22 protein-coding genes are annotated in these 22,968 nt (G+C 53.3%); 6 read left to right on the top strand and 16 right to left on the bottom strand.

Going from position 1 to position 22,968, the window contains the following annotated elements:
* Positions 1-96: 96 nt before the first annotated feature.
* A complete protein-coding gene (locus IPK01_11655) occupies positions 97-243 on the top strand; it encodes a hypothetical protein (protein ID MBK7934130.1) in 147 nt (48 codons plus the stop codon).
* Between the two features lie 54 nt (positions 244-297).
* Here the strand turns inward: IPK01_11655 and IPK01_11650 are convergent, their stop codons facing one another.
* The 4 genes from IPK01_11650 to IPK01_11635 form a co-directional block, all read right to left on the bottom strand.
* Positions 298-564, bottom strand: a complete 267-nt coding sequence (locus IPK01_11650; GenBank protein MBK7934129.1) for a GlsB/YeaQ/YmgE family stress response membrane protein — start codon at positions 562-564, stop codon at positions 298-300.
* A 166-nt stretch (positions 565-730) separates the two neighbouring features.
* A complete protein-coding gene (locus IPK01_11645) occupies positions 731-1,543 on the bottom strand; it encodes a DUF1349 domain-containing protein (GenBank protein MBK7934128.1) in 813 nt (270 codons plus the stop codon).
* 35 nt (positions 1,544-1,578) lie between these two features.
* Positions 1,579-2,931, bottom strand: a complete 1,353-nt coding sequence (locus IPK01_11640) for an ABC transporter permease (protein ID MBK7934127.1) — start codon at positions 2,929-2,931, stop codon at positions 1,579-1,581.
* The gene (locus IPK01_11635; GenBank protein MBK7934126.1) at positions 2,931-3,845 is read right to left on the bottom strand and encodes an ATP-binding cassette domain-containing protein; all 915 of its coding nucleotides are present in this window, start codon (positions 3,843-3,845) and stop codon (positions 2,931-2,933) included. The genes IPK01_11640 and IPK01_11635 overlap by 1 nt, the downstream gene beginning before the upstream one ends.
* 554 nt (positions 3,846-4,399) lie before the next feature.
* Here IPK01_11635 and IPK01_11630 point away from each other — a divergent pair.
* Complete coding sequence (locus tag IPK01_11630) at positions 4,400-4,774, top strand: hypothetical protein (GenBank protein MBK7934125.1); 375 nt, start codon at positions 4,400-4,402, stop codon at positions 4,772-4,774.
* Between the two features lie 137 nt (positions 4,775-4,911).
* Here the strand turns inward: IPK01_11630 and IPK01_11625 are convergent, their stop codons facing one another.
* Entirely contained in the window at positions 4,912-7,137 is a 2,226-nt protein-coding gene (locus IPK01_11625) for an ankyrin repeat domain-containing protein (GenBank protein ID MBK7934124.1), read from the bottom strand.
* Between the two features lie 672 nt (positions 7,138-7,809).
* Here IPK01_11625 and corA point away from each other — a divergent pair.
* Positions 7,810-8,910 (top strand): magnesium/cobalt transporter CorA, encoded by a 1,101-nt coding sequence (gene corA, locus IPK01_11620; protein ID MBK7934123.1) that lies wholly within the window; start codon positions 7,810-7,812, stop codon positions 8,908-8,910.
* 15 nt (positions 8,911-8,925) lie between these two features.
* On the opposite strand, the gene IPK01_11615 is transcribed toward corA, so the two are convergent.
* From IPK01_11615 to IPK01_11565, 11 genes are all read right to left on the bottom strand, one after another.
* Positions 8,926-9,651: a DUF1835 domain-containing protein gene (locus IPK01_11615; GenBank protein MBK7934122.1), complete on the bottom strand. Its 726-nt coding sequence runs from the start codon at positions 9,649-9,651 to the stop codon at positions 8,926-8,928.
* On the bottom strand, positions 9,648-10,208 hold the full coding sequence (locus tag IPK01_11610) for a phosphatidylglycerophosphatase A (protein ID MBK7934121.1): 561 nt from the start codon (positions 10,206-10,208) through the stop codon (positions 9,648-9,650). Before IPK01_11610 ends, IPK01_11615 begins: the two co-directional genes overlap by 4 nt.
* A 69-nt stretch (positions 10,209-10,277) precedes the next feature.
* Positions 10,278-10,859 carry a cob(I)yrinic acid a,c-diamide adenosyltransferase gene (cobO, locus tag IPK01_11605; GenBank protein MBK7934120.1) on the bottom strand — a complete coding sequence of 194 codons (582 nt, stop codon included), beginning with the start codon at positions 10,857-10,859 and terminating at the stop codon, positions 10,278-10,280.
* An 81-nt stretch (positions 10,860-10,940) separates the two neighbouring features.
* Positions 10,941-11,924, bottom strand: coding sequence for a bifunctional oligoribonuclease/PAP phosphatase NrnA (locus IPK01_11600; GenBank protein ID MBK7934119.1), 984 nt, complete (start codon positions 11,922-11,924; stop codon positions 10,941-10,943).
* Between the two features lie 79 nt (positions 11,925-12,003).
* Positions 12,004-12,372: a 30S ribosome-binding factor RbfA gene (rbfA, locus tag IPK01_11595; GenBank protein ID MBK7934118.1), complete on the bottom strand. Its 369-nt coding sequence runs from the start codon at positions 12,370-12,372 to the stop codon at positions 12,004-12,006.
* 6 nt (positions 12,373-12,378) lie between these two features.
* Positions 12,379-15,138: a translation initiation factor IF-2 gene (gene infB, locus IPK01_11590; GenBank protein MBK7934117.1), complete on the bottom strand. Its 2,760-nt coding sequence runs from the start codon at positions 15,136-15,138 to the stop codon at positions 12,379-12,381.
* 107 nt (positions 15,139-15,245) lie between these two features.
* Positions 15,246-16,760, bottom strand: coding sequence for a transcription termination factor NusA (gene nusA / locus IPK01_11585; protein ID MBK7934116.1), 1,515 nt, complete (start codon positions 16,758-16,760; stop codon positions 15,246-15,248).
* A 6-nt stretch (positions 16,761-16,766) separates the two neighbouring features.
* Positions 16,767-17,258 (bottom strand): ribosome maturation factor RimP, encoded by a 492-nt coding sequence (locus IPK01_11580; protein MBK7934115.1) that lies wholly within the window; start codon positions 17,256-17,258, stop codon positions 16,767-16,769.
* Between the two features lie 117 nt (positions 17,259-17,375).
* Entirely contained in the window at positions 17,376-17,780 is a 405-nt protein-coding gene (locus IPK01_11575; protein ID MBK7934114.1) for a hypothetical protein, read from the bottom strand.
* 30 nt (positions 17,781-17,810) lie between these two features.
* Entirely contained in the window at positions 17,811-18,719 is a 909-nt protein-coding gene (locus IPK01_11570) for an ROK family protein (GenBank protein MBK7934113.1), read from the bottom strand.
* Positions 18,720-18,730: 11 nt separating this feature from the next.
* Complete coding sequence (locus IPK01_11565) at positions 18,731-19,765, bottom strand: substrate-binding domain-containing protein (protein MBK7934112.1); 1,035 nt, start codon at positions 19,763-19,765, stop codon at positions 18,731-18,733.
* A gap of 344 nt (positions 19,766-20,109) precedes the next feature.
* Between IPK01_11565 and IPK01_11560 the strand changes: the two genes are divergently transcribed.
* The 3 genes from IPK01_11560 (at position 20,110) to IPK01_11550 (ending at position 22,899) form a co-directional block, all read left to right on the top strand.
* Positions 20,110-20,676: a hypothetical protein gene (locus tag IPK01_11560; protein MBK7934111.1), complete on the top strand. Its 567-nt coding sequence runs from the start codon at positions 20,110-20,112 to the stop codon at positions 20,674-20,676.
* Between the two features lie 83 nt (positions 20,677-20,759).
* Positions 20,760-21,467: a hypothetical protein gene (locus tag IPK01_11555; protein MBK7934110.1), complete on the top strand. Its 708-nt coding sequence runs from the start codon at positions 20,760-20,762 to the stop codon at positions 21,465-21,467.
* A gap of 133 nt (positions 21,468-21,600) precedes the next feature.
* Positions 21,601-22,899 carry a UDP-glucose/GDP-mannose dehydrogenase family protein gene (locus tag IPK01_11550; protein MBK7934109.1) on the top strand — a complete coding sequence of 433 codons (1,299 nt, stop codon included), beginning with the start codon at positions 21,601-21,603 and terminating at the stop codon, positions 22,897-22,899.
* Positions 22,900-22,968: the final 69 nt, after the last annotated feature.

Raw genomic sequence — 22,968 nt, 5'->3', positions numbered from 1 at the left:
GCGAGACACCAAATCTCCGCTATGTATCATGGCACACGGTCTTAGTGCCGAATATCTGTGAATCTATGTTTGCTGAATAGGCAAAAGGGGGTTCTTATGGATAACAAAAAGACATGCGGCCACAACGCATGCGGCTGCCCCGTCGGCGAAGATTCGACATATTGCAGTGACCACTGCACGGACGCTGCTGAAATGGATCTGGACGAGATCAGCTGCGATTGCGGTCACGAAGGCTGCGGCTAGATCGAAATTCAGCGGTTCGGAATAACTATCCGAACCGCTGACTACTTGGCTTACTTAATCTTTCTTACCGAACAACATCCTAACAAGCAGCAAGAGCAAGACCGCCCCAAGGATCGACATGATCCAACCGGCAGCATAACTTTCGCCCGCCCACAGCGACCTGGCGATAAATCCGCCTACAAACGCACCTGCTATACCGAGAACCGCGGTCAAAAGCCAACCAAGAGCCCCGTCGGGCAGAGCTTCCTTTCCGGGCACGACAAGCCTGCCAATAATACCCACAATCAATCCACCGATAAGCTGTCCAATGATATCAAACATATTATTTCTCCTTCACCGAAATTAGCCGGACGGCCCGAATACCTAATTAATACACCTACTATCTATAAATCAAAAGTGCGCGTGCGGTAAACAGAAAAACACCATCTCGAAATCGAAGCAAAACAGCCGCTTGATACGTACTGTTCCTACGGGCTTGTGATGCTGTTCAATATGGCTTTTGGAGCGGTTGGGGCGACAGCTTGATCTGCTGGAACTCTGCCTCAGTCTCTTCGGAGGTGTTACATGCGACTATTCCCGCGAGAACGGTGTCGCCGAATTCGGTTTCGATGTCTTCGATCAGCCGCCATTCGGAGCTTTCGTCTTCGCGCCAGAAGGCGGAGAACATGTTGAGGCGGCGTGTGATCTTTAGGTTGACGTTGGTCGTGATCGTAGGTATCTCGATCGGTGTCGTGAGCGGTTCGTACTTGTCCTTGCGGCGGGCGTCGAGGCGGATGCCGCTGCCTCCGCCGCCGATCCCGCCGAAGGCTCGTTCGAGCCGAATATAGTTATCACCGTCGAGATAGATCAGCAGCCCCGCACCCTGATAGTCGCGGGTCGGCACAAAATTGACGCGGACCTCGACCTGAAAATCGCCGGTCACGGCCTTTACCAAACGCGGGGCAGTGCGGTTGCCGCCGTAGAGGTCTTTGGTCGTCGGGATCGTCATCGTCAGGCGGTTGTCTTTGAATTCGTACTTCGTCGGGCTAAACTCGCCGTCCGGGTCGATCCAACGCCAGCCGGCCGCGAACTTGCCGCCCTCGAATTTCACCGGCATCACCTTGTCGACAACCACGCCTTTCGGCATACCTTCAGAAGGTGTCGCAGTAGGAACGGGCGTCGCCGCAGCCGGCATCGGCTCAGGCGTGACGGCGGGAACGTTGGCGTTGTTCGCCTCCTCAACGTTTTTCGCCGGACCCGAGAACCAACGGCAGCCGAACACAAAAGACAGAGCGACAAAAACAAACAAAAGCCTGTTCATAATGGACCTTCCGACCACTGACTGCTGACAACCGACTAAGCCTGCCGTATCCACTTCCAAACTTCAGGTATCGTCGCACGTTTGCCGTACATTAGCATTCCGATGCGGTAAACACGCGACGCCAACCAGACGAGGAAAGCGATGGTCAGCACATTGAGCCCGATCGAGAGAGCGATCTGCCAGAACGGCGGCATCTCGGCCAAGATCCGCACGGGCATCGTCAGCGGAGCAAATAGCGGTGCGATCGAGACCCAAAACGAGAGGTCCGAATTGGGATCGCGGATCACGGCAAAGCAAAAATAAAAGCCGATAAGCATTATCATGATCGGTGGAAATGCAAATTGGCTGCCTTCTTGTGCGGTCGTGACCATCGAACCGATCAGAGCAAAGATCGACGCGTAAATGAAGTATCCGACGATAAAATACAGCAAAAAGAGCAGGATCATCAGCGGCGAAATATTCGGCAGCGAACCCAAAACTTCGCTGGCTCCGCCCTGAGCGATCAGAAATCCTAACATCGCCGCGAGTGAAAAGACCCATATACTGATCTGCGTCAATCCCGCCAAACCAACCCCGACAAGTTTGCCGAGCATCAGTTCGAACGGCCTCGCGGACGAGAACAGGATCTCGGCAATACGAGTTTCCTTTTCCTCGATGACCGCTCCCATTATGACCTGGCCGTAGATCGTGAGGGCGATGTAGATCATCATTCCGATCACCAGGGACGCGATGAAGAGCATATCGCTGTCTTTCTCTTCGCCCTTTTCGCTGATCGCTTTGGCCTCGAACGCGACATTCTGACTTAGGCCTTTCAGCAATGCTTCGTTGATACTGGCATCTGCCAACCGCTGCGACCTAACGGCCTGGTTGAGAGCATCCTTAAGCGTTTCGTTTGCAACAAAATCGCCCGCCTTGCGCGAACGAAACTCAAACGCCGCCTGCTTTTCGTCAATATTGGCAGGTATGATCAAATAGGCGTCGATCTCGTCGGCTGCGGCCTTTTTGTTCAATTCCTGACGCATTTGGTCCACCGATCTGCCGGTGCTGTCGTAATCGATGAAGACAAATGCGGATGCGAGCTGATCGGCCCCGCGTTTCATCTTTTCCTCTTGCGTGGGGTTGAGGTCGCCCATCTGATCTTTCGCTGCCTGACGAGCCTTTGCCTGGATGCTCTCGGCCGATAGATTCTCTTTCAGCCGCGGAGCGATCTTATTCGACTGGTCAATGACCACGATCCGCGTCGCCTCGCCCTTGATCGAAAAAATGATCGCCGGCACTACCGCAAACCCGATCCCGATCAACGGAAACAACAGTGTGCCAAGCAGAAACGTCCATTTGTAGACGATCTTTTTGTATTCGTGTTTTACAACTGCGAGGAATTTTCTCATTATTCGATCCCACCGACCTGTTCAATAAAGATGTCATTCAAGCTCGGCTCGACCTGCTCGAATTTGGAGATGACGGCTCCCGCTGCGATCAGATTCGCGAGCAGCTTTTGCGGGTCGGCCCCGTCCGTGAGTTCTATATCCTTTTCATCTGCATGCTCGATCACCTTTGCGACCAAGGTCTTGTCGTTCAGCACCGTATCGCCGCCCGTTGCACGCAAGGCGATGCGGTTGTGGCCGTAGCTTTCCTTTATCTCACGCAGACTGCCGCCGATGACCTTTTTCGATCTGTTTATCAGGATGATGTCGTTGCAGAGGCGTTCGGCGGTTTCCATGAGGTGCGTCGAGAAGATGACGGTCTTGTCTTTCTTCTTGAATTCCGCGAGAACATCGATCATAAACTCAACATTTACAGGATCAAGGCCCGAAAACGGCTCGTCGAGGATAAGCAGATCGGGGTCGTGCAGGACGGTCGAGATGAACTGTATCTTCTGCTGCATTCCCTTGGAAAGGTCGGTGGTCTTCTTGGATTTCCACTCCGAAAGGTTCATCCGTTCGAGCCAAAAATCGATCCGTTTGTCGGCCTCGGCACCTGAGACGTCTTTCAATGCCGCGAAATAGCGGAGCTGATCGACGATCTTCATCTTCTTGTACAGACCGCGTTCCTCGGGCAGATAGCCGATCTTATCCTGCAAAGACGGGCCCATTTTTTGGCCGAACAGCTCGATCTTGCCTTCGTCCGGGGCCGTTATGCCCACGATCATGCGGATAGTGGTCGTCTTGCCGGCACCATTTGGCCCGAGAAAGCCGAAAACACGCCCGGCACGCACGTCAAAGCTCAGCCCTTCGACCGCCGTAAATTCGCCGAAGCGTTTGGTCACATTCTCAACCCGCAATGTCACATCTTGCTCACTCATATTTGATTCAGATTTTATCGGCTGCAGCCAGGTTTAGCTAGCGGTGCGGCGCGTTCTCAAAAAGCAGATGGAGGCCGGACAATCAGACGGGAGTCGAAAAGGGATCGAAAACGGGCTTAAAGGGGTTCCTTTAGGGGTTGTAAGCGGTGCCGAAAACGATCAGATCGATCGGCCGGCTGCGGAGAGATCGAAACGACGCTTCGACACTACGGAATGATATTCGAACAGCACGCAACCGGCCTGCCAACACCACCAAGATGAGTGCTGCGGATCGCGGAATTTGTCGAGGGATCGGGGTTGTCCTGAGTCAGGCAGCAAAAATATCAGAAACGATAAGCGGTCGAATGATCCTTACTGATGCTCCTGCCCTAACAAGCGCCCATAAACTGTTAAAGACGACGATCCGGCTATCGATCATACACGGCATGAATACAAATTCGGTCGGCCTATAGTGGCAACGAAAGATCAACGATCATATCCTGCAAAGAAATTTTGATATCTTATCTATGCAACATCCACTTGTATGTGGTACACTAGTGGCCGGAGGTTAATTTATGCCCAGAAACTGGAAAATTGTCGAACACAGCGCGGCGAGCCGTTGGGCGGTCAAATATGCGTCGATCAATCCAAACGGCGAGATACAACTCAGCCGCGTCACGATCGAATCAATGGGAAATCCAAAATCCGTGGTCCTGATGTACGAGGCCGAAACAGAAACGATCGGCCTGAAACCCGCCCGCAACGGGGAGCAGCATGCGTTCCCGCTGCGAAAACGCGGATCACGAGGCGGCTATCTCCTTCGCGGGTACAAACTGATGAAGGACCACCACTTGAAACTCACTCAAACCCTGAAATTTTCCGATATTCAAACCGAACTCGGCGTCTTGCTGCTCGATCTGAGAACTGCGGAACCGGTGCGGCGGGCGTGAGATCCCGCAAAACACAGATCGCCGAATGCGAGCCGCAGACAACGGCCAAGAGTTAACGCCCGCATTTCCGGCCGCTTTTCTGCCTTGTTCCCTGAATAGAAAGAAGATGCGGCGTTCGGCTTCGACTTTGTTTGGCGTTAATTTGTCCCGATCTTATTGACGGCACCCGCGGCATCGAGGATCTTTTTGACATCGCCGTCGCCGCCGCCGAGCGATTTTCGGACTGTTTCGCCTTTTGCGTTAGTCGCGTTAACGTCGGCACCTCCATCGACAAGGGCCTGCACCATTGGCAAGCGCGCGTTTTTCATTTTCTCGAATTTCGGATAACCCTTGCTCGCCTCGTCGTTTGCGACGATGTGAAGTGCCGTGTCTCCCGCACGGTTCTTGGCGTTCGGATCCACTCCGTTTTTGAGAAGGAGTTGAACCAGAAGTGTGTCCCAACGGAGCGCCGCAATGATGATCAATGGTTGACCGGTTTCGTCAATGACCTTTTTGGGGGCTCCGTGCAAAAACAACTGGCTCGCAAGAGGTCTATTACCCATTTTAACCGCATGGAGAATGTACTCCGGCTTCTTAGCATCGGCCCCTTTCTCGATCAACATTTCGAGAATATCTGCAAACCCACCAAACACGGCTGCACTCATTCCGTTCTCTGGATCTGCGCCGGCTTTTAGAAGCATCGACACGATCCCGAGATTACCTTTCTTAGCGGCAAGTGTAATAAGTACCGGGGAAGAAACGTCGGCCTTATTATCTACCAAAAGCTGCAGGATCTGCTCCCTACCACTCTGAACGGCTACCAACATTCCCTTTGTCGGATCGGCCCCTCTTTCGAGTAACAGGTTCACTATTCGAACGTCGCCAACTAAAACGGCCGTTTCAATGAACTCACCGAACTTAGCGTCCGCACCCTTATCCAAAAGGTATTTGGTGAGATCATAGTTACGCTCCTCGATGGCTCCACCAATTATCGAGGTGGGGTACCCGCCGGCCTCGATAAGCACATTTATGACCTCCATGTTACCGATTCTACCCGCAAGTCCTAAGATCAATTGGTCCGTGGGAATGGCCTTGGCAGCCAGCAGACGCCTTACGAGCGAGATCTTTTGCCGCTCGACAGCGAACCACATCGCAGGGTTGGGGTTTGCACCTCGGGCGAGCAACATGTCAATGATCTGATCGTTGCCGCTCTCAACGGCAGGCATCAGACCCGAATTTGCATCCGCGCCTCTGGCCAGTAAATTTTCGACCATTGCGGCGTTGCTAGCTTTGACCGCCACGGGCAGCCCGATGGTCGGGTTCGCCCCGCGGTCGAGAGCGAGGGCCAATGTCTGAGCATCGTTAATAGGGATCGCCAGATCCATGGCCACTTGCGGAGTTGCCTTGTATTGGACAAGTGATCTCGAAATCAGATCCGGCATTCGATTCTCGATAGCAAAAATAAGTGCCGTATCGGGATTGGCACCGGCAGCAAGAGCCGCATCGATCATCTGCATATTTCTGGAATAGATCCCGTGGCCCATTGCACGATTTGGATCAACGCCATATTTCAAAGACATCAACGCGACCCCGATGGCCCCAGAAGATATCGCCAGATCAAACATCTCGTTGGTCATTCGGATCGGGAAATTTCCTGCAACGGCCCTCAACATTCCTTCTCTATTCCGAGAGGCAATTCGGTGAAGTGCTGCATTCATGTCGCCGCCCTTCGCAAGCATTGCCAGTAATGCAGGTGTGTTATCAAACTCGACCGCGAGCGTTACCGGCGTCTCGTTGGCACTATTTAGTGCGTTGACGTCGATCCCTCGATTGAGAAGATCGTTGATCGCCGGAATGTCATTTCGCCCCACCGCGAGATGCAGGTCGTTGTTCCCGTTGGCGTCGCGGGTATTAACATCCGGCGGCGCGTTTGGCGTTATATTGGGTGACAGCAGGCACTGTTTGGCAAGGCCGGAGGCGGGGTCGCCGAAAACGGTGTTGTTGCAATCGACGCCGTTAGTGACTGTCTGAATGTTCCATTTGTTCCCGACTCCGTATCGCACTTCGGCAGTACCTTCAAATTGGCATCTGCCTCCTTCCGAGGCACACACCGTCCAGCCGGTAAGATCGGGAGCCGGTGGTTCGGGAGCGGCTTTCGGGGTTCGCCCGTATCGTTGGTTGTCGAGACAGCCTTCTCCAACATCCTGGAATCCCGGCGGACAGTTGCGGGAGCAAACCCCAACGCTAATCGAGTGGTAACCAGGTACGCATCTTGGGAGGGCAAAATCGCCGGACATATAGCACCTTTGTTTCGGTCCCTGGTTGTCGTATCCATAGATCTGTTCTTCTGCGCTCCGGCTTTCACAATTCTCGAGCGCGGTCATATTCTTATAATTATTCCCGTCATGGCCGTATACCTTATTAAAGCTTTGAACACTGTAAGACGGGGGTTTTTTACACGTAAAATCATCATTTCGGGTGAAGCCCGGCGGACATTTTTGCTTGCAAACATTGCCCGCAGCCGGCTCAAAGCCCGGCCGGCAGTCTTCGAACTCCTGGGCATTTGCTGACTGAGAAAATGCGAACCCGCAGATCAGCACCGCCGAAAACTGAGCGATCTTCAACCCAATTCTACGGCAATTAATGTTTGTTTTGCGGGATGAATCGTTTTCTTTCAATATCGACAAAGGGACTCGCACGACAGATCTCATTTTCTTATTACCTCTTTTTTGGCCCCTGAACCTTAAAAAAACAGAACCATTTGATAAACGGATCTTAACGGTCACACTGGCGACGCTGATGCCCTATTGACCGCTTTTGACGATCGCACGTGAAACATAATGTTTCGATAGGTAAGCGTAATAAATCAGCGATCTCTATCAGCATTCCTTCTAACAAGGAGCCTGAACAGCGGACTGTAATTGGAGAATGCAGTCAGATTAAACGATTATCCGGATCTGGTCAATGCTATCGGGCAAGAGCAAAAGTGCCCGCAGGCACGAGATCTAAAAAAATGAGAGGTATGACCTCGGCACGGGAGAGCCGTATTAGCCGCGTTGGATTTCTGCAAACTGGTCGGTGCGGTTAATATATTCGACATGGAGATCTTCGTATATAGAAAGGACGCTGAGCAGGTCGAAGAGGGCTTTACGCGAGAAGACCTGCCGGAATTGTTGGCCGACCAAACGAACGTCGTTTGGGTCGACCTGCAGGGCGAAACAGTGGAGCAGCTTGAAGAAGCAAAAGACGTGATGCTCAACGTCTTTAAGTTTCATCACCTGACGGTGGAGGACTGCATCGAGACGCGAAACCAGCCTAAGGTCGAGGCGTACGAGAAATATCTCTACTTTATTGTCCACGGCATCAAGCCCGAGGAGACGAACCCGTCCAATTTTGCGACCAAAGAGCTCGACGGTTATCTAGGCTCGAACTTTGTCGTCACATTTCACATCCTGCGTTTCCGCAGCATCAAGCTGGTGAAACAACATCTTCGGAGCTCGCCGTTTCACTGCAAACGCGGGGCGGCGTACCTGCTGCATCATATTTTGGACGAACTCGTCGATCTTTATATGCCGATCGTCGATGAATTTGACGAAGAGATAAATGCACTCGAGGATCGTGTATTTGACATGGGCCGCAACGGCAATGCGGTCCTCGGCGACGTGATGGATGTTCGCCGCAGCGTTGCGCGTTTGAAAAGAATATCTTCGCGCCAGCTCGAGGTGCTCTATCGTATGTCACACGGCGAATTTCCGCAGATACCCTCCGACATACTGCCATTCTTTCGCGATGTTCACGACCATCTGCTGCGGATCTCGGACCTTTCCGAAGGCTATCGCGACCTCGTCGCCGGACTGTTCGACATCCATTTCGCAGTTATCGGCAACCGCACTAACGACGTGATGAAAACGCTTGCCGTGCTTTCAGCGATAATCCTGCCTCTCAGCTTGATCGCCGGTATCTACGGCATGAATTTTGAGAATATGCCCGAGCGAAAGTCTGACCGCGGTTATTTCCTGACGCTCGGTGCTATGGCCCTTATCACCGTCGGCCTGCTGTTCTATTTCTGGCGACGCGGCTGGATATTTCAGGGCGACTCGGAGATCGTCGTTCCCCAAAAACCGGAGCGGTCAGAAGAGGGTTTTGAAAAAATGTAGTTGTTTGGTATTTGGCTAGGACGATCCGTCGATTATTCGCTGAACCTGTAGGTCGCCGTAACCGTAGACGCCGGCACGGCGTTTGAATTCGGCGAAGATCTCCTCGAATTCGGTCTTGCCTTCGAATTGGATCTCAGCGACGATCTCAGCCGGACGTGTGACGCGTTCGATAGCGGCGTCACAGACCTCGGCAAGGTATGGAAAACGGCCTTGTTCGGCCTTTGAAAGCTCGATCAGCCTTTCATGGTCGTTCTTTCTAAACGCGTTCCACAGATCAGCACCGAGTTGGATCTCTTTCGGAGTGAACCTGACACGCCGGCCGTAGCACTTTTGCAGATCGACCGACCCGAGATTGCCAAATCCGTCCCAGCGGTCTTCCGGTTTCAGCACGACAGGTTCGACACGAAAGACGGCCGCTCCCGTTTCGCTCAGAAGCCACAGGCAAAACCACAGATTCACCGAGCAGAATAGTTCGTATTCGAACCAGAGATTGACTTCATCATCGGAGTCGAGATCGAGGAGAACTGCGAGTTCGTCAGCGACCGTTTCGTGATAGACGATCTCGTCTTCGCCGTATTCTGACAATATAAATCTTGCGCGCTGTTCCCAAAAATCAGGCAATATGTCGGCATCGACATCGCCAACCGCGAGGCATTCGCGGCAGACGATCACCTCGCCACGTATCTTAGTTTTTTTGAATTCCTCAGCGACCGCGTCGCCGGGGAGAACGTGGTAGATCATACCAATATTGTGATCGCATACGCGATGGACAGACACATTCCGGCATAAACGCCGGCGACCAGATCATCGGCACAAACTCCGACCCCGCCGGGCAGGTCTTGTAAACTATCGATCGGATACGGCTTCCAAATGTCGAACAATCGAAATAGGCCGAAACCCGCGAGAACATAGATCCAACCGGCTCCTTGCGGTATGAAAAGCAGCGTGACGAGTACACCCATCACTTCATCAACGACCGCCTCGCTCGGATCGGAGTTGCCGAATATCGGGATCGTCCTGCCCGAGGCCCAAATGCCGACGATGACGAGGATCACCAGCATGATCGAGTTCGACGCCCAGACAAGGGCGCTCACCTGCTCTGCGGTGAATCCCGCAGTAAAGAATCGAAAGCCCGCAAGCACATCGAACCAGACAACGCCAAAATAGATCGCGACGCCAACCATCGAACCAAACGTTCCCGGCATCAACGGCAAATAGCCCACGCCCCACGTCGTGAGCGCAAGTGCCACGTAATCGACGATGCCGGATGGTTTTCGTTTTTCGACGGGTGTCTTCATCGGTTAGAGTGCAAGCTTTAGCTTGTTTCTGGCTGCAAAGATACAGCCTAAAGGCTGCACTCTGAACTTTTAAAACTCAATTCCCTGCTGTGCAAATATTCCTGCGTGGAAAGGGTGTTTGATCTCTTTCATTTCGGTGACGAGATCGGCCTCGGCTATCACTTTTTCGAGGGCATTATCTACGTTTCTGCCGGTCAATATCAAGTGCAAGTGCGGCTGTTTTGCACGTATTTCGCGGATCTCTTTGATAACAGCATCGATGTCGAGAAAGCCGTAGCTGAGAACGTAAAGCAGTTCGTCGAAAACCAGTACGTCGTAGTCGCCGTTTCGCATCTTATCGACGCAGAGTGCCCATGTTTCCTCGCTTGTTTTGATGTCCTGCGATTTGTCGTTGGTGTCCCACGTGAAGCCGTCGCCCATTGTGTGGACCTCTATGCCGAGCTTTTCGAACGATTCGTGTTCGCCGTAGCGGTCGGTCCTGGACTTCATGAACTGGATCATGCAGCAATGCATTCCGCGACCCGCGGCACGCACGAGCACGCCGATAGCGGCGGTCGTTTTTCCCTTGCCGTCGCCCGTATTGAGCATCAGCAGGCCTTTGGTGTTCTCGCGGTAATCGTCACGCCGCCATTTGTATCTTTTTTCGGGCATTTGCAAAATTATGGCAGTAGAAGTGTTGGTCGGCAAATGCGACGGCTTCTACTGCCCTGAATATCAATAATTTTCCTCTAACTATTTGTACCCGTTGCCGTTAGAACCGTTTTGCGATGTATCGATGACGTAATGCAAAGCATTCACGATCTTGGCTTCGGCTTCGTCCCAATTGCCCTCGATCCGCAGGCCTGCAGCGTTCTTGTGGCCGCCGCCGCCAAAAGCTTCGGCGACCTTGGCGACATTGATATCACCTTTTGAACGCAGGCTCACACGATATTTTTCGTCGCCGACCTCACGCATATAGACCGCTGCCTGAACGTCTTTAGCAGCGAGCGGGATGTTGACGAAGCCGTTGTTATCCCCGTCGATCGCACCGGAAACCTCTTTCATTTCAATGGTTTGGCGGAGCATCGCGATGCGGCCGGATTCATCGCGTTTTACCGTTTCGAGTACTCGCCGCATTAGCTCGATGCGTGACCAAGGATAGTTGTTATAGACGGCCTCGCCGATGGTCGCGGGCCTTGCTCCGGCTTTGATCAGCTCAGAAGCGACCTTGAGTGTGCGGTCAGATGTGTTTGGAAAATGGAACGAGCCGGTGTCGGTGACCAGAGCCATATAGACACATTCGGCGATCTCCTTGGTAATGCGGCCGCCGATGGCTTTGCAGAGATTGTAGATCATTTCGCCGACAGCTGACGCGGTCGAATCGATCCAGTTGATCGTCCCGAAATGTTCGCTTGTGGCGTGGTGGTCGATGTTTACGGTAAATTCGGCTTCGAGGCCAGCTATGCCGGGACGCTGAATATCGCTACATTCGATCACGAAAATAGCGTCGTACGTTCCGTCGATCTGTTTTACATCGCGGATCTCGTCGGCTCCGGGCAGGCTGCGGTAGGCAGGCGGAACTTCGCCGTGCACGATCACTTCGGCAGTTTTGCCGAGCGAACGCAGCAGCCAGCAAAGCCCGAGCGAAGAACCAACGCCGTCGCCGTCCGGCTTGATGTGCGTGGTTATCGCGAACTTGCTCTTGTTTTCAATTAACTCTACTACTTGACTTAACACGTATTGTGCGAGCAGCGAGCGGTAAATGCTAAATGGTGAACGTCAGAATCGATCTCTAAAACTCATCACTCATCACTCATCACTCATCACTATCTTCCTTACTAAATTCTCCCTTGATCTCGAGATCCTGCAGGATCTCGCTGACACGCGCTGCGTTCTCTTCGGCAGTGTCGCGTACAAAATGGATGTGTGGAGCGTGCCTCAGATTAAGATTCATCGCTACCTGTTGGCGAACGAATGTCGAGGCATTTCGAAGCGTCTTGAGAGCCGCTGCGATCTCGTCGTCCGATCCATTTATCAAAACATAGACCTTAGCATCACGCAGATCAGGTGCGACCGAAACGTCGGTTACCGTCACCATCACGAGCCGCGGATCGTCGAGTTCGAACCCGACAACCTCACCGATCTCTTCTTTCAATGCCTCAGCAAATCTCTCGGGCCGCCGCATAGCAGTTTACAACTCCGTCGCGGCTGTCCGTTCGATTATGAATGCCTCGATCTCGTCATCGATCTTGAGATCGTTGAAATTGACGAGGCTGATACCGCATTCGAAGCCCTGTTTGACCTCGTTGGTATCTTCCTTAAAGCGTTTGAGCGTCGCAATGTCGCCTTCCCAAGTGACAACGCCGTCACGGATGAGGCGGGCTTTCGCCTGACGTTTGATGAGCCCGTCGGTGACGCGGCACCCGGCGATCGTACCGACCTTCGAGACCTTGAAGAGCTCCTGAACAACTGCTTTGCCAAGAATGACCTCTTTCTCGATGGCATCGAGCATGCCGATCATTGCCGCCTTGATCTCTTCCTCGACCTTGTAAATGATCGAATGGAGACGAATGTCGACGCCCTCGTGTTTCGCTACGTCGGCAACGCGAGCCTCCGGGCGAACGTTGAATCCGATGATGACGACCGCGGTCGAAGCATCGTCCGCCTGGGTCGCCGAGGCGAGCAGAACGTCCGATTCCGCGATCGCACCGACACCGGCACGGATGACGCGGACCTTGACCTTGTCGGTCGAAAGTTTTTCGAGTGTTCCCTTGAGAACCTCGACCGAGCCTTGTACGTCAGCCTTGAGAATGACCAGCAGTTCCTTGATCTCAGCCATACCGAGCGATTCGATGCCGCGTTTGGTCGTCTTGAGCATCGCTGCCTGACGAGCATGCATTTGCCGTGTCTGAGCAATGTCCTGAGCACGTTCGACATCGGCGACGACCTGGAAAGTATCACCCGCCTGCGGTACACCTTGAAGGCCGAGAATTTCAACCGGTGTCGCCGGCCAAGCCTCGGTCACAGCCTCACCGCGATCTGAGAACATCGCACGGACCTTGCCAGAATACTGTCCGACAATAAACGGATCGCCAACTCGAAGAGTTCCCTGTTGGACAAGAGCGGTGGCAACAGCTCCGCGTCCCTTGTCGAGTTTTGCTTCGAGCACGACGCCTGAAGCACGACGTGTCGGGCTGGCTGTGAGTGCGAGAATATCTGCTTGCAATAGAACCGTTTCTAGCAAAGTGTCGAGATTCTGACGCTGCTTTGCTGAAACTTCGACCATTTCGGTCTCGCCGCCCCATTCGACAGGATTTAGGCCGAGAACCGCAAGGCCCTGTTTGACCTTGTCCGGATTCGCTCCGGGCTTATCGACCTTGTTGATCGCCACAATGATCGGAACACCGGCGGCCTTTGAGTGCTCAACGGCTTCGACGGTTTGCGGCATGACGCCGTCGTCAGCCGCAACGACGAGGATAACGATATCTGTCGCCTTCGCACCGCGGGCACGCATCATGGTAAATGCTTCGTGGCCCGGTGTGTCGAGGAAAACAACGCGTCGCGGTTCGGCCGGGTTATCTACGTTCGGGACCATTACGCTGTAAGCACCGATGTGCTGGGTGATTCCGCCTGCCTCGCCTTCGGCAACATTTTCTGAGCGAATGGCGTCAAGCAAGCTCGTTTTACCGTGATCGACGTGGCCCATGACCGTAATTACCGGAGCACGCGGCAGTTCGACGTCGTCGGCATCGGCGGCAATGAGTTCTTCGAACTCCTGCTCGATGACCATCTCCTCGAACGGCACGAAGCTCACTTCGTATCCAAATCCGGTGGCCATTTCCTTCGCCATTTTCTCGCCGATCGGCTGATTGAGCGTCGCAAATATGCCTTTTTTGATCAAAAGCTGCACGATGTCGCGCGGAGTGATGCCAAGAGCCTCGGCAAATTCTCGGACCGTCGCACCTTCCGTAAGACGGACCGACCTGAGATTTGAGCTGTCGATGGCACCGACCTGATCGAGAACACGTTCTTCGATCGTACGCTTCTGCGGTGCATCGAGATCACGTTCGGCAAACCTGCCTCCCTTGTCGGCAGCACCCTTGCGGCCTCCGCCGCGGCCCGGCCGTCGGCGATTGTCCGTCGGCGGCGTGTAGGTCATCTGCGGGGCGGCATTTTCGCCCGGCGTGCCTTTGAATTCAACACGGCGGCCGCGAGAGTCGACTCCGCTCTTGTCACCGAGCAATCTTCCGGTCTTGGTCGGGGCGTCGCTGACCAGCTTATCGCCCGGCTTGATGCCCTTTTCAAGAGCCTCTTTACTGAGCGTCAGGGTCTTTCTGATAACACCGGACTTGCCGACGATCGGATCGGTAGCAGCCGGTATCTCGGAGACAACGGGAACTTCTTCGACCGGTGCAGCCTCAACTGTTTCGCTGGCAGCCGTCTCGGCCGGACCCTCGACCACCTCGGCGGCGTCGGGCTCGACAATTACCCTTTTCTTTAATGTCTTGTTAACGCTGACCGTCGGTTCGACGACCGCCGGCTCAACCTTTTCGGGCACCTTGGTCGCGACGAGCTTTTTGACCTTTGAGGTTTTGGGTGCTTCGTCCGATGCGGCAACTGGCTCGATCGCCGCCGGTTCTGCCGTCTCTACGACAGGGATCTCGACTGGTGCTTCGGCTGAAGGTGCGTCGGTGGCATGAATCGCCTCGTCATGATGGGCACCATCGTCAGTTTGTGCCGCTTTTTTGATGATCTTGATCGCCCGCTTTGGAGCGACCTCGGTTTTGGGAAAATACTTGAGCCGGACCTTTTCAGCAAACTCGGCGCTGACCGAGTTTGACGCGACGCTGACGTCTGCACCGACACGGCGCAGATCTTCCATCACACGCTTCGTGTCCTGCTTCAGCTCTCGCGCCAAGTCGTAAATTCGAACTGCTTTTCGAATTGCCATATATAAAATATCTCAACCATCGCCCGATCGGTCCGGGCATTCCTTGCTGATCCAGCAAGCTCAATGGCCGCATGCGGCCTCTCATCGATCTCGGACAAAAGCCATAATTATTCAGCCTCTTTCTCGTCCACTGTTGTCGCTTCGGCTTCTTCGTGGCTTTCGTCACTTGCCGCCGCTTCGACGGCCTCAACTGCCGTTTCCGTCTCGATCGGTTCTTCTACAGCCTCAGCTTCAACCTCAGCTTCGGTAGCATTCTCAACTAATTCTTCCGAGATATCTTCTTCCGCCAATTCTTCTACTTCGGCGGCGGAGTCAGCTTTCGGCTCAGCCTCGGCGTTCTTCGCCTCTACCACAAGGGCTGCGGCCGAGAGAATTGATTCGGCCTGATCGAGGCTGACATCAAGATATTCGACCAGATCATCGACCGATGTTGCTGCCAGTTTCTCGACATCGTCGATGCCCTTTTCAGCAAGAGTTTCGGCCTGTGTAGTGGTCACGCCTTCGAGAGCGGTGATCGGGACAGCCTCGCCGGATGCCATCATACGGCCCATCTGTTTCGTGATCTCTTTCTTGAGCAGCTCTTCGCTGACGATCTTGATATCCCAGCCAACCAGTCGTGCGGCCAGGCGGACGTTCTGTCCCTTCTTGCCGATCGCGAGGCTTAACTGATCTTCGCCGACGATGACCTCCATCTGGCGATTGTTAAGATCGGTGATACGAACCTGCGAAACTTTAGCGGGCGACAAAGCATTCGCGGCGAATACCGACGGCTCTTCGGACCACTCGATAATATCGATCTTCTCGCCGCGGAGTTCCTTGATAATGGCCTGAACCCTCGACCCTTTCATACCGACACATGCCCCGACCGGATCGACATCCTTTTCATTGGATGAGACCGCGATCTTAGCTCGATCACCGGGCTCGCGGACACAAGATTTGATGACGACCGTATCGTCGTAAATTTCGGGCACTTCCATCTCAAAGAGACGTTTGAGCAATTCGGACGAAGCACGCGAGCCTTTGATCTGCTGTCCGCGTTGATCTTTGGAAACATCGACGATGACGACTCGGATTCGTTCGCCCTGATTCCACATTTCGCCGCGAGACTGTTCGCTCTTGGGCACGATAGCCTCGAGGTTGTTGCCAAGATCGACGATCATATCGCCGCGTTCGAAACGCTTGACGGTACCGTTGATCAATTCGCCCTTGCGGTCGATATATTCGTCGTAAACCTTTTCGCGGATAGCCTCGCGTACCTTTTGGACGAGTATCTGTTTGGCGGTCTGGGCAGCAATTCGGCCCATCTCCTCTTGCGGAAGAGGGATGAGAAGCATATCGCCGACCTCGATCTCGTCGCCTGCCATTTCGATGGCGTCGGTGAGCGAGAGTTCGGCGGATTCGTTCTCGACCTCTTCGACCACGGTCTTTTGGACCGAGATCTCGATCATTCCTTCTTCGTTGTTCCAATCAACCTGAATGCTGTCGCCGGTCTTGTCCTGATTGCGAAACTGCTTACGGGCCGCCGCACGAACGGCTTCCTTCATGGCTTCGATGACCATGTCGCGATCTAGGCCTTGTTCCGTACACAGCATTTCGATGCTCTGTCCAATGGATGATGTCATAACTTCCTAGCCCTGGCGTTTCTTAAATTCCGCATCGAGATCTATCTTCAAATTTGCCTTCGTGACGGTTTCGTACGGGAATTGTACTTCCCCGACCGTTCGATCTTCGATCGTGATCTCGCTATCCTCAACGCCTGTCAAACTACCAACAAAATTCTTCTGTCCGGCAAATTCCTGCGAGGTCTTGACCTTTACAAGCCTGCCCTTGAATTTCTCAAAATCTGCAAGCGTATAAAGCTCGCGTTCGATACCGGGCGACGAAACCTCGAGAACGTATTTGCCCGGAATAAAATCTTCGGCGTCCAACACGTCTTCGACGCTTGATGAAAATCCGCCGCAATCGTCGAGCGTAACCCCATCCGGCTTATCAATGTAGATACGGACGACCGAATCACGCTTTGTTCCGGCGACCTCAGAATGAACCAATTCGACGCCTCGATCCTCAGCAACTCTCGCTGCGATCTCTCTGATCCTGCCCGGAATCGAAAACTCTCCCATCATTCACTCACTACAAAAAATAAAAAGTGGGCACGAGACCCACTTGATACGTCCGAAATACGCATCGCAACAAACGATTAGTATATAAGGAAACTACTCAGAAATGCAAACGAAAAACTACACAGCACTTCTGACGGCCGTCATGATCTGGCTTACCTCGGCAACTTTCAATTCGATAGGCTTCAGCGTGTCAGACCCTGGCGCGGCAATAAACTCTTCGATGACGACGCCTAGTTCGCGGGTCGCGGCAAGCATACGGTTCGCTTCTCGCTCGAGATTGCGTGCCGCATCGGGGCGTTCGGAGCCGGTCTTTTTGACCTCGGCGATGCCCCAATGGGTGATTCGGACGATGTTCGCACGAGACTCGGTCACCCAACTTTCGGACTTCATGTGCGAGACGATGTCGTCGATACTCGGGAAATAGCCCTCGCGTTTGGCGATCTCGACGAAATCGACGTCGACGCTCTCGCGGCCTCCGGAAGCCTCGAACACCTTTAAAAGCATTTTGTGATATGTATCCATTGTTTACTTTTTCTGGTCAGAGAAAATGATTTAGCCTATCCGCTCGAACGCGATTCGGGCTGCACCCAGAACCCCGGCATCGTCGCCCAGCGAAGCGCGAACAATCTTAACACGTTCTGCCGGATCGCGAAATGCCCTTTTACTCACCTCATTTCGAACATCTTCGATGAACAATTCCCAACCCGCCGAAACGCCGCCGCCGACCACTATCAGATCCGGGTTGAGCAAATTGACCAAGCCCGCAAATGCGATGCCGAGATACGTACCCATTTTGTGAAACACCGCGGCGGCGGACTCGTTTCCGGACTTTGCAAATTCGAAAAGTTCTAGCGAAGATTCCACTGATGATCCGGCCTCGTTCGCCATTCGGACGATCGCTGTCCCAGACGCGAATTGTTCGACGCAGCCGCGGCTTCCGCAGCCGCACGGCGGGCCGTCCGGTTCAACACAGATATGGCCGACCTCGCCGGCAGAACCGCTCGCGCCGAAATATGGCCGGCCGCCGATGATCAGTCCGCCGCCGACGCCTGTCCCGAGCGTGACCCCGATGACATTTTCGAACCCTTGCGATGCTCCGAGCCAATGTTCGCCAATCGTCGCAGCTGTCGCATCATTCACTATTTCGACCGTGAGCCCGATGCTCCGCCTTATTTCGTCGCCGAGATCGACGCCTTCAAGTGCCGGCAGATTCGGCAGATCTGTCAAAACGCCCTGGCCCGAACCAAATGGAACAGCTGCAGCCACGCCGATGAAAGTCTGGCCCGCGAGCATCTCAGTGACCTCGGCAAATCCGCCCGAGATCATTTGCAGCACAGGCCCCGACGTGCCGAATCGCGGCGTCTTACCGTGTGCCCTGGCGAGCACTTGGCCGTCCTCGCGAACGGCGGCAAAACGTGCGTTCGTACCGCCGAGATCAAGTGCCAGAACTACTTTTCTCATGTTAATACCGCTCAGCGTTTCGGACGGTCGGCCTCCGGCACATTTTGGTAGACGTCTTCGAACTTTGCATAGCCGTCCTTGATGATCGTTTCCATAATGTTGCCCTTATCGACGGTCGTCACCTCAAGCAAGATCGCCGGAACTTCTTTACTCGCATCATCTTTCTTGAATGGCTTGGTATCGAGCGGCTCTTTTTTCGCAAGCTTGATAGCAGCCTCGACGGCAGCACTTGCGAGTGGAATTATCGGCTTATATACGGTCATTGATTGCTTACCTTCGACGATTCGCTGGAGGGCACCTTTGTCGGCATCCTGCCCTGTCACGATGATCTTGCCGGCCAACCCTTTCTTGCTGAGAGCACTTGCTACTCCGCCGGCCATCCCGTCGTTCGAGACAATGAACGCCTGAATGTTGTCATTATTCTGCGTCAACGCATTTTCAGCGAAGTTCAACGCCAGTTCGGGCTTCCAATCTTGAATATTCTGCCTTGCGACGATCTTGATATCGCCTTTATCGATCGCGGCTTGAAAAACCTCCATCTGAGCCTTCTCCATAATATGAGCGTTGTTGTCAGTGGACGAGCCGAGGACCATCACGTAATTTCCCTTCGGCATATTCTGCAATGCATACTCAGCGATCTTTTTGCCGATGACGGGCACTTGATGGGATATGTACAGGTCGATCTTGTCTGAGTTGATAAGGCGGTCATAACTGACAACGGGAATGCCCTGAGCTTTTGCCTTATCGACCATCGAGGCCGCCTGCGTCGCGTCCTGCGGTGCAATGACAAGCACGTCGACCTTTTGCGTAAGTAGATTATCCACATCATTTGCCTGCCGGTCGGGGCTGTTGTCTGCAACGGTAACAACGCATTCGACATTCATTTTTTTGCAGTGAGCCTCAAATGCATCGCGATCACGCTGCCAGCGTTCCTCTTTGACCGTTGCCATCGCAAACCCGATCTTGATCTTTTTCTCTTTTGGGCCGCTCGAACACGAAACCGCCAGGAATGCCGCAATTACTGTGACAATTAACTTTAACTTCATATTGGATATCTCCGGCTGATTTATTTTACTGACGAAATTAGAACAGAATAAACTGACTTCGGCAATCCCTCCGAACCCGGGTTGTGAGGCCGAAATTGGATGTTTTTCGTTTTTTTTTGCAAAAGTGACGTTTTTGGGCAAGTTTTCGTTTGAAACATTACCGTTCTGTGTTATAAATAGTTACCAAATCTCAGCTTAGAAGTTTCATTAAGCGTCTCTGGTTGAATTTCTTATTTTTGAGCCTCTCGGGTGGTTTTCATTGACAACCAGCTCAGGTTCGCGTATAAGATTGAAAGGTCTGATTTTTTGATAATATTGATTTGAAGCAATTGAAGAGGAGAACTATGAATAGCAAACTGTGGATTAAGAAAGCACTTTCGACGTGCTCAATGGTTGCGATACTCGCGACATACTCAATGGTAGCGTTGGCGGGTGACGTCAAAGCAGCCGGAGAACTTATTGTAAATGGCAACAATGTTGTCACCGTAAACGGTGAAGCCGCTAAGAGCGGTCGAACGATTTTCACCTCTAGCATCATCTCAACGCCCGCAGATACTGCAGCGACACTCAATCTCGGCAAAGCCGGAACCATTGAGCTTGCCGCCGGCACTTCAGTAACGTTGTCGTTTGACGCCAATTCGATCAACGTCGACCTTAATTCAGGTTCGGTCACTAACCTTCGCTCGGCTCAGGCAGTAAATGTCAATGCCCGCGGAACGGTCAAGGCGATCACCGCCGGCGAGTCAGTGAATGCCGCTGCTCAGGACGACGACAAAAAGAAAGGTGGCACCGCCTGGTGGATCTGGGCTGCTGTCTTCGGCGGAGCAGTTGCCGTCATGATCTTTGCAGCAACCCGTAACGACGGTGCAAACTTAGGCGGCGGCACAACAGTGGTCAGCCCCAACCGTTAAATTTTTTGTACCACTTAGCGGGAAACGCTAAAACGGTAATTCATCTATTCGACGTAGAATAGTACAGGAGGATATTTACTCAAATGCTCGGCACAAATAGAATTCGCAAAATAACTACTTTATTCACAGTTGCAGCCGTTTGGACGGTTTACTCAATGGTCGCATACGCTATCCCTAGCTTTATAGGCGGCGAGATCACGGTAACAGGTACGGTGACCGTTAATGGTCAGGCAGCGGTTTCAAACTCAACAGTTACCTCGGGCAGCACGATCGTGACCGGTGCGAATTCGAATGCTGTGATCAGTCTCGGCAAATCGGGACGTGTCGAAGTGCTCGCAAACTCGAGCATGACGCTGAGCTTCTCCGACAGCAGCATCATTGGTACCGTCAACGAAGGCAAGTCGCGTTTTGCAAATGCAGCCGGCGTCGCCACGACAGTAACAACAAAGCATGCCACGACGATCGCTGATGCCGGACAGGCAAATAACTTTACGGTTGAGGTCGAATGTTCGCACACTCACGTTGACACGACCAGTGGCTTGGTCACGATGCGTGAAGGCTCGACCGACAAGCAGGTAGCTGCCGGAACGTCGGCAACTGTCGGCAACCTTTCACAGACAGGCTGCCAGCCTTGTCTGCGACCGGGTTCGGCTCCGGAAACTGCCGTTGCCGGATGGCCATGGCTCCTCCTCTTAGCTGCTGGTGCGGCCGGTGCAGCGATCTTCTTGGGAACGCAACGCGATGACACCACGCTCGGCGGCGGTGCCGTTATCGTTAGTCCCGCTCGATAGTCTCAAATCAATTGTTTGTGAACATCGCGGGTCATGTAATCTTACGTGACCCGCGATCTTTTATTGTCAGTTTGTGAATTATTTAACAAGTAATTTGGTTTTCGCATTTATTCGCACTTAATTTTTAATTGATATGCATATCGCAGTAATTGGTACAGGTTATGTTGGTCTTGTCTCTGGGGCCTGTTTCGCCGAGTTCGGCGTGGATGTCACATGCGTGGACGTCGACATCACTAAGATCGACAAATTGAACAACGGAATTATCCCGATCTACGAGCCCGGCCTCGATAAGATCGTGACAAAGAATGTCGCAGCCGGACGTCTTCACTTCACAACGGACATCAAGTCCGCTGTCGAAGGTGCCCTGGTCGTGTTCCTTGCTGTCGGCACCCCGCCGCAGCCTGATGGAACGCCCGACATGAGCTACTATCGCCAGGCTGCAAAGGACATCGCAGAGTCGATGAACGGATACAAGGTTCTGGTCACAAAATCCACAGTGCCGGTCGGTACCGGCAAGTGGCTGCGAGAGTTTGTCGCGGCAAATCTGGCTGTCGAAACGGATTTCGGCGTCGCGTCAAATCCTGAGTTCCTTCGCGAAGGTGCCGCCATCGAAGATTTCATGCGGCCCGACCGTGTAGTGATCGGCAGCAATGAGGAACGTGCGATCGATGTCATGAAGGACCTCTATCGCCCGCTGTATCTTATCGAAACACCGATCGTCATCACTTCCCTCGAAGCCGCCGAGCTGATCAAATACGCCGCCAACGCTTTCCTGGCGACAAAGATCACATTCATAAATGAGGTTGCCAATCTATGCGATGCGATCGGATGTGATGTGCATGACGTTGCCCGCGGCATGGGTATGGACAACCGTATCGGCCGCAAGTTCCTGCATCCGGGCCCTGGTTACGGCGGATCGTGTTTCCCAAAAGATACTCGTGCGTTGACGACCGTTGCCGACCAGTTTGGTGTCGAAACCCGCATCGTTGATGCCGTCATCGAAGCGAACGAGCGTCAACGCGACGCCATGATCCCGAAGATCGAAAAGCTTATCGGTGATCTCACCGGCAAAAAGATCGGCGTCCTGGGCCTTTCGTTCAAACCGGAGACCGACGATATGCGCGAATCGCCGGCGATCGACATCATTGCCCAATTGATCAAACGGGGGGCTTCGATAAAAGCATACGATCCGGTCGCTATGGAAGAATCGCGACATTACATCGACGGGATCGAATACGCGTCGGATGAGTACGATGCAATCGATGGTGCGGATGCTCTTGTGATCCTGACCGAATGGAATCAGTTTCGAGCTCTCGATCTGGACCGCGTCAAAGAGCTTCTGGCTTCGCCGAAGATCGCCGATCTCCGAAATATCTACGAACCCAAAGATATGCGCGAACTCGGCTTTGAATATGTCGGCGTCGGTCGGTAAAATTAGTCCGGAGACAGTGATCATGAGGCAAAAGCGATTTGTTTCCTGATCATGTCTCCGGTTTCTCGT

This window comes from Acidobacteriota bacterium, assembly GCA_016713675.1.
Lineage (GTDB): Bacteria > Acidobacteriota > Blastocatellia > Pyrinomonadales > Pyrinomonadaceae > OLB17.
Note: the sequence above shows the minus strand (reverse complement) of the source record. Positions and strands in the feature narration are given on the sequence as shown.